Source organism: Bacillus sp. JJ1609 (assembly GCF_036967045.1).
Lineage (GTDB): Bacteria > Bacillota > Bacilli > Bacillales > Cytobacillaceae > Mesobacillus.
The window spans coordinates 48,398-58,783 of sequence record NZ_JBALSS010000024.1 but is presented as its reverse complement, the minus strand read 5'-3'; the positions used below and the strand labels follow the sequence as shown (position 1 = coordinate 58,783).

Here is a 10,386-nt window from a genome sequence, read left to right as displayed (position 1 = left end):
CGTGATTGGAACAATAAAAGAGAAAAAACCGATTCACCGGTGTTCCAATAGGGATGATTAGAACAAATGAAGAGTCCCACCTAAGATTATTCTCTCCCAAAAGAATCCCCTGACAAACTCCATTTAAGCTATAATGAAGCAAGGCGCTTTGCGTGCATACATACTAACAATTTGGATGGGGAATAAGGGATGTGAATGAAATGGTACTTGCATGGATGATTATTGGGCTAATCATTTTAATGAATGCAGTTGGTTTTTTCATCATGGGCGCTGATAAGAAACGCGCAAAAAAGAATCTTTATAGAATAAGTGAGAGTACATTGTGGAATGTGGCCATTTTGGGCGGAGCAATAGGTGCGTTTGCTGGGATGAGGCATTACCGTCATAAAACTAAGCATGCTCAGTTCAAGTATGGACTCCCTCTGCTTGCCGTTCTCGAGATTGGTATTTTTGTATATATTTTTAAGTTTTTAGCATAACAGTCCGGGCAATTCCATACGTTCTAATAGTCCTGATAGGAGCAATTATTGCTATTTGCTTAGGAAAAAAATCGCTTTATAAAGTGGCGGAAATTTTTCGATACTACAACGTAAAAAAGCGTCCGTGGCAAGATATGGACGCTTTTTGCTTGAAGTCTAAATTTCTTGATCATGATTTGCCATGAATTCCTTGATCGGGCTTTTCCAGTCGATTTTAGCAACAGGGTAGCTTTCACGGACTTTTCGTTCAATGAATTGGAAATCTTCAAGAACAAGACCTTTAAGGGCAGAGGTTTTTTTGGGCCAAATAAAAATGGAAACGACCTCAAAAGCAGATTGAGTAGTGCCAAGATATTTTTCCCCTTCAAATAAAACCCCTTTGTAAGTCAAGAAGAAGTTCTTACGTACATTGTCCTGGTCATCGAGGAAATAAAATCGCTTTTGCTCATGGGCAAGCTCGAGTTTTCGCTTTGGGTGGAATAAATATTTCACCGCGCTGTATATTAGAAAAATGAATAAAAGCAATATGATAAGTCGTAAAAGCAGGATCATGGTCTGCCCCTCCAATGTTAACTTTCCTTATTTACGGATGAGATACTAAATAGTTTCATCAATTTTTTAATTGTTTTATACTTTTTGCAGGAATAATGAAAAGAGCATTCTTCTACTACAACATATGAGCATTTAATGACTATAGGTACAAGGAGATCAAAATGAATACTGAAAAGCTTTTTAAGATGCAAAAAAAACTCGACAGCCATATTGAATCACAGCATGGATTGGAGGAGGAAGACTTATTCGACAGAAAAGTCCTCGCCCTTCTTGTAGAAATAGGTGAGCTTGCAAATGAAACCCGCTGCTTCAAGTTTTGGAGTGTTAAGCCTTCATCTGAAAAAGAAGTTATTTTAGAGGAGTTCGTGGATGGAGTTCATTTCATTCTTTCACTTGGCATTGAGTGTGGTTTTAACGACATTGGCTCAGTTTTCCCAGCGGAAAGTGATGAGGCAAACGTGAGCAGTCAGTTTATTGAAGTGTATGAAAGGGTCCAGGAATTCAGAAAATCCCACTCAAGAGAGGATTTCATGCATTTATTTGAGGGCTATTTGAAGCTTGCAGAGCTGCTCGGATTGACAGAGGATCAAATCGAACAGGCATATATTCAAAAAAATGAAGTAAATTATGATAGGCAGAGAAAAGGATATTAGCAGAATTTTTTGTACAATGCTCTGCTGGTTTAGTATAATAGGATTCGAAACTACATATTAAGGGAGTCGAAATAATGGCTAAATTAGATGAAACACTTATGATGTTAAAAGATTTAACTGACGCCAAAGGTATTCCCGGCAATGAACGTGAGCCAAGGGAAGTAATGAAAAGATACATAACTCCATTTGCTGATGAAGTAACGACAGATGGTCTGGGCAGCTTGATCGCAAAGAAGGTCGGTAACGAAAACGGACCTAAGATTATGGTTGCTGGTCACCTTGATGAAGTCGGCTTCATGGTAACAAACATTGATGACAAGGGCTTCATCCGTTTCCAGACAGTTGGAGGCTGGTGGTCACAGGTTATGCTTGCTCAGCGAGTAACGATCGTAACGCGCAAAGGGGAAATCACTGGAGTGATCGGTTCTAAACCGCCTCACATCCTGCCTGCTGAAGCACGCAAAAAACCTGTTGATATTAAAGATATGTTTATCGACATCGGCGCATCAAGCCGTGATGAAGCGAAAGAATGGGGAGTCGTTCCTGGAGACATGGTTGTTCCTTACTTCGAATTCACAGTGATGAACAATGAAAAAATGCTGCTTGCAAAAGCATGGGATAACCGCATTGGCTGTGCGATTGCAATCGATGTCCTAAAGCAGCTTAAAGGTCAGGAACACCCAAACGTGGTTTACGGGGTGGGTACTGTACAGGAAGAAGTAGGTCTTCGTGGCGCTAAAACTTCTGCGCAGCTGATCGAGCCAGATATCGGTTTCGGTGTTGATGTAGGGATTGCCGGAGACACTCCTGGCGTTACTGAAAAAGAAGCACTTAGCAAAATGGGCGATGGACCGCAAATCATCATTTATGATGCCTCAATGGTTTCACATAAAGGCCTTCGTGACTTCGTTACAGACTTGGCTGACGAATTAAACATTCCATATCAGTTCGATTCAGTCGCTGGAGGCGGTACAGACTCAGGCGCCATCCATATGACACATCGCGGAGTTCCAGCGTTGTCCATCACGATTGCAACGCGTTATATTCACTCACATGCTGCAATGTTGCACCGAGATGACTATGAAAATGCTGTTAAATTAATTGTTGAAGTAATCAAACGTCTTGATAAAGAAACGGTTGATAAACTTACTTTTGAATAAGGAAACCACAAGGAGGGCTGCGGCCTTCCTTATTTTGTTTGGAGGAGAAAGGTAAAGGTATTCTGGCCAAGTCTGCGATAATCACTACGAAATAAACTGTGAAATTAATCAACATCTATAATTTCTACGAAATCAGTGATAATTTCTACGAAATTATCCTTAATCTCTACGAAATCAATCATAATCTCTGCATTTTCCATCTGCTGGAAGCCTAGCCCGGTTTGCTGACCTAAATTCAGCTGTGTTGAAGGATTTGCCAGTTTGTACGCAAAAAAAAGAACTCCTAAAATCAGGAGTTCATCTCAGTCAATTATTTTCTTTTCAATCCTGACTCAAGTGCATTCAGCATTTCCTGCTTTTCTTCTTCAGAAGCGTTTTGCCAGATCACTTCAAATAGGACTCCGAGGCCTGGCAACATCTTTTCCTCACCAGCTTCAATTGCATCTACAATTGTATCCTTCAGCTCATCCTGTGTGTTTCCTGCCACATTTGTGATAACTGCATTTCTAAGGTTCAAGTTCATTGTTTACTCATACTCCTTTCAAATTCCATCAATGATTATAGAATTCACCATTTTGGTTTTATTATGTATCCAATTTGAGATATAATAGTAAAATTGAACAAGCCATATTAAAGGAGAGCCAGAGTGAAGTACATTCAATCTGATAAAAATCCACAAGTTAAACAATGGAAAAAATTACAGACACGTAAGGAAAGAGATAAGTCTGGCACATTTCTTGTTGAAGGCTACCATCTAGTTGAAGAAGCCCTTAAACAAAAAGAATATGTAGAAGAAATCATCCTGAATGAAAAAACAGAATTGCCGCCAAGTTGGGATTACGGCGCTATTCCTGTTACAGTCGTGACGGATGAAATCGGCAGGCAGCTTGCTGATACCGAAACAACCCAGGGCATTTTCGCAGTTTGCCGACAGCCCAAACAAACACTTGAGAGCGGAAAAACGTTCTTGTTGATTGATTCTGTTCAGGATCCGGGGAACCTTGGTACCATGATAAGGACAGCGGACGCTGCAGGAATGGATGCAGTCATTGTAGGAAAAGGCAGTGTTGACACCTACAATCCAAAAGTGCTTCGCTCTGCGCAGGGCAGCCACTTTCATTTACCGGTAATAAGTGGTGATCTCACGGAGTGGATTGACCGTCTTAATGCTGAAAATATTCCTGTATACGGAACAGCACTTGAAAACGGTTCTATTTTTACTGAGGCAGACAGCAATGAATCATTCGCACTTCTCGTTGGGAATGAGGGAAGTGGGGTAAATAAGGAACTGCTGGCAAAAACAACGCAGAACCTGTATATTCCGATTTATGGGAAAAGCGAATCATTAAATGTCGCAGTAGCGACAGGTATCCTGCTTTATTATTTGAAAACGGCAAAATAGGCGCATTATTTTTCAAAACCATTTGATACTGCGCACAGATTATACTATAATAAACAGCAAAATAATATTTCAAAAACGATGACGGAGAAAAGTAGCTTGATGATGGCCATCCAGGAAGAAAATGCCGAAGACTGGGAGCATTTTTATGGAACAGGCAAGCGAAGTTCACCTCCTGAGTTGGCATCGGGACCACTCTATAAAAGAGTGTAAAGATGCATCGGCACAAGCCGTTATCCTAATGAAGCGAACAAGTAATACATAACCGTATTGCCTGTTAAAAAGGGTGGTACCGCGATAACCTTGACCTCGTCCCTTTATCTGGGATGAGGTCTTTTTGTGTTCAAAAATGAAATGTATGAAGATGAAGGAGGATTTAAAATGCAGGAACGATTAAAAGAACTGCAGGCTGAGGCTCTTGAGAAAGTAGCTGCAGCAGCTGATCTTAAAGAATTGAATGATATTCGCGTTTCCTATCTTGGAAAAAAAGGTCCAATTACGGAAGTTTTAAAAGGGATGGGCAAATTATCCGCTGAAGAAAGACCAATGATGGGTGCTCTTGCTAATGAAGTCCGCGATGCAATTTCCGGACAGATTGAAGTGAAGCAGCAGGAGCTTGAAGCAACAGCTGTCCAGAAGCAATTGGCAGCAGAGCAAATTGATGTGACACTACCAGGAAGACCAGTTAAAACTGGAAGCCATCACCCGCTTACAAGCATCATTGAAGAAATTGAAGATCTTTTCATCGGCATGGGCTATACAGTTGAAGAAGGCCCTGAAGTTGAAAAAGATTATTACAATTTTGAAGCGCTGAACCTGCCAAAAGGCCACCCTGCGCGTGACATGCAGGATTCCTTCTATATCACGGAAGAAATTCTGATGCGTACTCACACTTCGCCAGTTCAGGCTAGAACGATGGAAAACCATCAGGGCAAGGGACCAATTAAAATCATCTGCCCTGGTAAGGTATACCGCCGTGATAACGATGATGCTACACACTCACATCAGTTCATGCAAATCGAAGGATTGGTTATAGATGAAAATGTTCGTATGAGCGATCTTAAAGGCACTCTTGCAGTATTTGCAAAGAAAATGTTCGGTGAAGACCGCGAAATCCGTTTGCGCCCAAGCTTCTTCCCATTCACTGAGCCATCAGTAGAAATGGACATTTCCTGCAAAATCTGCGGAGGTTCAGGCTGTAACGTATGTAAAGGAACTGGCTGGATTGAAATCCTTGGAGCTGGAATGGTTCACCCGAACGTGCTTGAAATGGCAGGTTACGATTCCAAGAAATACACAGGATTCGCATTCGGTATGGGACCAGAGCGTATCGCAATGCTTAAATATGGAGTGGACGACATCCGTCACTTCTATACAAATGATGTCCGCTTCTTAAAGCAATTTTCAGTTGAAGAATAAGGATTAGGAGGATTAAACCATGTTGGTATCATATAAATGGCTGCAGGATTATATTGATTTAGCTGGAGTATCTGCGGATGAGCTTGCTGAAAAAATCACAAAGAGCGGCATTGAGGTTGAAGGCGTAGAAAAGTTGAACGAGGGCATGAGCGGTGTAGTCGTTGGCCATGTGCTTGAATGTGAGAAACATCCGAATGCGGAAAAATTGAACAAGACACTTGTTGACCTTGGCGATGGCGAACCGGTTCAAATCATTTGCGGCGCTCCAAACGTTGGAAAAGGCCAAAAAGTAGCAGTTGCCACGGTAGGAGCTGTTCTTCCTGGGAATTTCAAAATCAAAAAAGCAAAGCTCCGCGGCGAAGAATCCAATGGGATGATTTGTTCTTTGGCCGAACTTGGAATCGAAGCAAAAATTGCACCTAAGGAATATGCAGAAGGCATTTACAATTTCCCGCAGGATACGGAAATCGGCCAAGATGCCCTTGCAGTTTTAAACAGGGATGATGAAATTCTAGAGCTTGGATTGACTCCAAACCGTGCGGACGCAATGAGCATGATTGGTGTTGCTTATGAAGTCGGAGCAATCCTTGGCAAAGACATCGAGCTGCCAAATCCTAAGCCGGAAACTTCAACTGAACAAGCAAGCGAATACATCAACGTAACTGTTGATGCTAAGGAAGATAATCCTTTATACGTTGCAAAAGTCATTAAAAATGTAAAAGTTGGTCCATCACCTGTATGGATGCAAACAAGACTGATGGCTGCAGGCATCCGCCCACACAATAATATCGTTGATATCACGAACTATATTTTATTGGAGTATGGCCAGCCGCTACATGCTTTCGATTACGACAAACTAGGATCAAAAGAAATCCTTGTCCGCCGCGCGAAGGCTGGCGAAGTGATTGAAACGCTAGATGATACGAAACGTACATTAACTGTTGATCACCTTGTAATCACAAATGGCACAGAGCCTGTGGCGCTTGCGGGTGTAATGGGTGGGGCAAACTCAGAAGTAGGAAGCGATACGACTACTGTCCTGCTTGAGTCTGCTTATTTCACAGGTGGTGTTATCCGCAAATCTTCAAAGGACCATGGATTGAGAAGCGAAGCCAGTTCTCGCTATGAAAAAGGTGTTGATCCTGCGAGAGTGCGTCCAGCTGCTGAACGTGCTGCTGAATTAATGATTCAGCTTGCCGGTGGTGAAGTCCTTGGAGGCACCGTAGAAGCGGATGCACTGGATATCAAACCTGTGGTTGTTGCAACAACACTTGAAAAAATCAACAAGGTGTTGGGAACTGAACTTGAAATGAAGCAGGTTCAGGATATTTTTGCCCGACTTAAGTTCGAGACGGCTGTAGACAATAATACAATTGCGGTAACCGTTCCAACTCGCCGCGGCGATATCACAATTGAAGAAGATTTGATTGAAGAGGTAGGCCGCTTATTTGGATATGATAACCTGAGAACAACGCTTCCAATCGGAGCATCCACACCAGGCCATCTAACTGAATATCAGAAAAAGCGTCGAGTTGTCCGCCGTTTCATGGAAGGTGCAGGACTTTTCCAGGCGGTTACTTATTCACTTACAAGTAAAGAAAAAGCTCTGCAATACGCTTTAGATCAACGCGAGCCTGTTAAATTAGCAATGCCGATGAGTGAAGACCGCAGCATTTTGCGCCTAAGCATCGTTCCTCAGCTGCTTGAAGTGCTTAAATACAATATCGCACGTCAGAATGATAGTGTAGCTGTTTATGAAACAGGTGCGGTATTCTTAAAGAACAGCAATGATGAACTTCCAGAAGAGCGTGAACACCTTGCTGCTGCAATTACAGGACTATGGGAAAGCCATCCATGGCAGGGTGAAAAGAAACCGGTCGACTTCTTTGTCCTTAAAGGAATCGTCGAAGGGCTTGCTGACAAGCTTGGACTAGAAAGCCAACTGGGCTTCCAAAAAGCTGAGCTTGAAGGAATGCACCCTGGACGTACAGCTGAAATCACATTGAACGGGACGGTCATTGGATTCATCGGCCAAGTTCATCCAATGATGCAAAAAGAGTTAGATTTAAAAGAAACATACGTATTCGAATTATCTCTTAAAGCTTTATTGCAGGCAGAAACAGCACCGTTGCAATACACAGCAATTCCGCGCTTCCCATCGATCACTAGGGATATTGCCCTTGTAGTCGAAAAAGCAACTTTTGCAGGTGACCTAAAGAAGGTCATTACTGAAGCAGGAGGAACACTGTTAAAAGAAGTTCAGGTATTCGACCTGTACGAAGGTGAAAAAATGGAGCCAGGCAAGAAGTCAATTGCCTACTCATTGAAATATTTTGACCCTGAAAAAACATTGACTGATGAAGATATTGCAAAAGCGCACAATAAAGTACTTAAGGCTCTTGAAGAACAGACAGGAGCAGTATTAAGAGGTTAAAAAGTAAAAAAGGCAGCCCGCGGGCTGCCTTTTTTGCTTATGAGAAAACTTATTCCGCAACTTTTTGTTGAAATCCCGCAACCTGGAAAAAACAAAGTTTTTTTTCAAATTTTACAATGGAGATGGTCTTATACTCTCGCAATCTTCTTTGCCTTTTGCGTATTGGCGAAGTGCAGCTTCACGAATTCAGGTAAAACATCGACACCCTTTTCAAGAATCAGCCTGGCAGCTGCCTTATCCACCGGAGCACCAGCGCCTTTCGGTATCGTGAATCCCGCGCGCTTGCTCAAATTTTCAAAGTGGCGGACAAATGCGTAGCGTGCAATCATTGATGCAGCTGCAACCCCTAGATGAATACTCTCAGCTTTAGTGCTGAACAAGACGTTTTCCCGCATGATGTTTTTCTGTCCTTTTAAATAGGCGTAATAGATTTCTTCTTTTGCGAATTGGTCGATTAGGATGGCCTCCGGTGTAACAGGCGCAATTTTTTCAAGTAAATGGTTTATTGCCTGGTTATGAAGCAGGGCTTTCATCTTCCCCTGTGACATGCCCTTCATCTGCATTTGGTTGTATTTTTCATTATGAAGGGTAAGCAGGCTATGAGGAGCAAATGTAACCAGTTGCTTTGCGATCTCAATGATTTTATCATCCTTTAAATTTTTAGAATCCTGCACCCCGAGTTCTTTTAAAACCGGAATATCTTCTTTTCTGACATAGGCTGCTACGACAGTAATGGGCCCAAAGAAATCTCCGGTGCCGACTTCGTCAGATCCGATGATTGACATTTCACTGATATTACTTGGTAAATGGGATGGAGATGCTGAGACGACCGTTTTCTTGATAGAAGGTTCAACTGCTGTACCCCATCTTGCCGCCTCTGTTTCCCCGTCTTTTCCCTGAAATAGTACTTTTCCTGACTTATAGGCTGTAATGGCACAGGAAGCTGTTTTTGCGGCGAAAATGCTGCCAGGCGGAAGCTTATCAATCAAAAATTTACTATAGTACTCTTTCATCTTTTTGATTTCTTCCGGTTTTTTCTGCAGGACGATATTTCCCATGTTAGACACTCCCTATTTTGATTATTTCAAAGTTATACATTATCTTCCAAAATTCATATGTATGTGACAGGCAAATACTTCCCAGTCATTTGCGTTCATGTTATAGTATAGAATAGGATTCTTACGAATGGGGGCATAAATGTTGTCAGACATAAAAAAAAATCGATCGACTGTGGATATATATGGACAGCAGTATGTCATAGTCGGTACAGAAAGCACCAGCCATATTCGGCTCATTGCCTCAATGGTAGATGACAAAATGCGTGAAATCAGCTCAGCGAATCCTTCACTTGATATTAATAAGTTAGCTGTGTTAACTGCAGTGAATGCCGTTAACGATTACATAAAAATGAAAGATCGTGTTGAGTCGCTCGAAGCGGAAATTAAAAGGTTAAAGGACTGAACTTATTCATGCTTGATCTCGCGGTTTTAGCTATATTGGTTATCGGCTTTATTGTAGGGCTGAAAAGGGGATTCATTCTCCAATCTATCCACCTCGTCGGATTTATTGTAGCCTTCATCGTTGCATACATATACTACGAACAACTCGCACCAAAGCTGACATTGTGGATTCCCTATCCTAATCTCGGAAGTAATACTACATTAAATCTCATCTTTGATAATGCCAATCTCGAAACAGCGTATTACAGGGCAATTGCGTTTGCAGCTATTTTTTTCGCTGTAAAGATTTTGCTCCAAATTATTGGTTCAATGCTGGACTTTGTCGCAAACCTGCCAATACTCCACCAGCTAAATGTTTGGGCCGGCGGTCTATTAGGATTAGTGGAAGTCTATCTGGTTATGTTCATCATTTTATACATAGCGGCACTATTGCCAATCCAGGCAATTCAGGACCCATTGAACGATTCAATTCTTGCCGAAAATATCATAAAAAATACACCAGTATTTTCACAGCAAATAAAACAACTATGGATTGAATATATGGCTGCATAACTTCTCTGTTGCGGAGAAGTTTTTCTTTTATCAGGTTTTTTTTACATAGTGCTAAAAAAGACCAAAGCCTTTTCGTATATGGGAATATTACTAGCAATAAGCCGAGCATAAATTCCATAATGCGAAAACTGAATGAGCAGCAATAAAATTACAAGCTAGATTACAGCTACTTTTTGCAAGGCTCTGTTAAAGCCCAATGTTGTTTTTTAAAACCTGTTGATTATAGTGGAAGGTGCGAAGACTCCTGCGGGCTCAGCGCCAGCCCCTAGAAGAATTTG

General features: G+C 41.7%; 11 protein-coding genes and 1 other annotated feature. Of the genes, 8 read left to right on the top strand and 3 right to left on the bottom strand.

Going from position 1 to position 10,386, the window contains the following annotated elements; all coding sequences use genetic code 11:
• Window positions 1-200: 200 nt before the first annotated feature.
• On the top strand, window positions 201-479 hold the full coding sequence (locus V7654_RS16665; RefSeq protein WP_335432019.1) for a DUF1294 domain-containing protein: 279 nt from the start codon (window positions 201-203) through the stop codon (window positions 477-479).
• A gap of 156 nt (window positions 480-635) precedes the next feature.
• Here the strand turns inward: V7654_RS16665 and V7654_RS16660 are convergent, their stop codons facing one another.
• Complete coding sequence (locus V7654_RS16660; protein WP_335431776.1) at window positions 636-1,031, bottom strand: sigma-w pathway protein ysdB; 396 nt, start codon at window positions 1,029-1,031, stop codon at window positions 636-638.
• A 161-nt stretch (window positions 1,032-1,192) separates the two neighbouring features.
• On the opposite strand from V7654_RS16660, the gene V7654_RS16655 reads away from it, so the two are divergent.
• A complete protein-coding gene (locus tag V7654_RS16655) occupies window positions 1,193-1,684 on the top strand; it encodes a dUTP diphosphatase (RefSeq protein WP_335431774.1) in 492 nt (163 codons plus the stop codon).
• A 74-nt stretch (window positions 1,685-1,758) separates the two neighbouring features.
• The gene (locus tag V7654_RS16650) at window positions 1,759-2,844 is read left to right on the top strand and encodes a M42 family metallopeptidase (protein WP_335431773.1); all 1,086 of its coding nucleotides are present in this window, start codon (window positions 1,759-1,761) and stop codon (window positions 2,842-2,844) included.
• Between the two features lie 310 nt (window positions 2,845-3,154).
• On the opposite strand, the gene sspI is transcribed toward V7654_RS16650, so the two are convergent.
• Window positions 3,155-3,367: a small acid-soluble spore protein SspI gene (sspI, locus tag V7654_RS16645; protein ID WP_335431772.1), complete on the bottom strand. Its 213-nt coding sequence runs from the start codon at window positions 3,365-3,367 to the stop codon at window positions 3,155-3,157.
• 123 nt (window positions 3,368-3,490) lie between these two features.
• Between sspI and V7654_RS16640 the strand changes: the two genes are divergently transcribed.
• The 3 genes from V7654_RS16640 to pheT all read left to right on the top strand — a co-directional run bounded on the left by V7654_RS16640 (window position 3,491) and on the right by pheT (window position 8,096).
• Window positions 3,491-4,246, top strand: a complete 756-nt coding sequence (locus tag V7654_RS16640) for a TrmH family RNA methyltransferase (protein ID WP_335431771.1) — start codon at window positions 3,491-3,493, stop codon at window positions 4,244-4,246.
• Window positions 4,247-4,315: 69 nt separating this feature from the next.
• Window positions 4,316-4,563 (top strand) — a binding site (T-box leader).
• A 61-nt stretch (window positions 4,564-4,624) separates the two neighbouring features.
• On the top strand, window positions 4,625-5,662 hold the full coding sequence (pheS, locus tag V7654_RS16630) for a phenylalanine--tRNA ligase subunit alpha (RefSeq protein WP_335431767.1): 1,038 nt from the start codon (window positions 4,625-4,627) through the stop codon (window positions 5,660-5,662).
• Between the two features lie 19 nt (window positions 5,663-5,681).
• Complete coding sequence (gene pheT, locus V7654_RS16625; protein ID WP_335431765.1) at window positions 5,682-8,096, top strand: phenylalanine--tRNA ligase subunit beta; 2,415 nt, start codon at window positions 5,682-5,684, stop codon at window positions 8,094-8,096.
• 128 nt (window positions 8,097-8,224) lie between these two features.
• Here pheT and rnhC read toward each other — a convergent pair whose 3' ends face one another.
• Entirely contained in the window at window positions 8,225-9,154 is a 930-nt protein-coding gene (gene rnhC / locus V7654_RS16620) for a ribonuclease HIII (RefSeq protein ID WP_335431764.1), read from the bottom strand.
• Window positions 9,155-9,296: 142 nt separating this feature from the next.
• On the opposite strand from rnhC, the gene zapA reads away from it, so the two are divergent.
• Window positions 9,297-9,557, top strand: a complete 261-nt coding sequence (zapA, locus tag V7654_RS16615; protein WP_335431763.1) for a cell division protein ZapA — start codon at window positions 9,297-9,299, stop codon at window positions 9,555-9,557.
• A gap of 8 nt (window positions 9,558-9,565) precedes the next feature.
• Window positions 9,566-10,108, top strand: a complete 543-nt coding sequence (locus tag V7654_RS16610) for a CvpA family protein (protein ID WP_335431761.1) — start codon at window positions 9,566-9,568, stop codon at window positions 10,106-10,108.
• The last annotated feature ends 278 nt before the right edge of the window (window positions 10,109-10,386 follow it).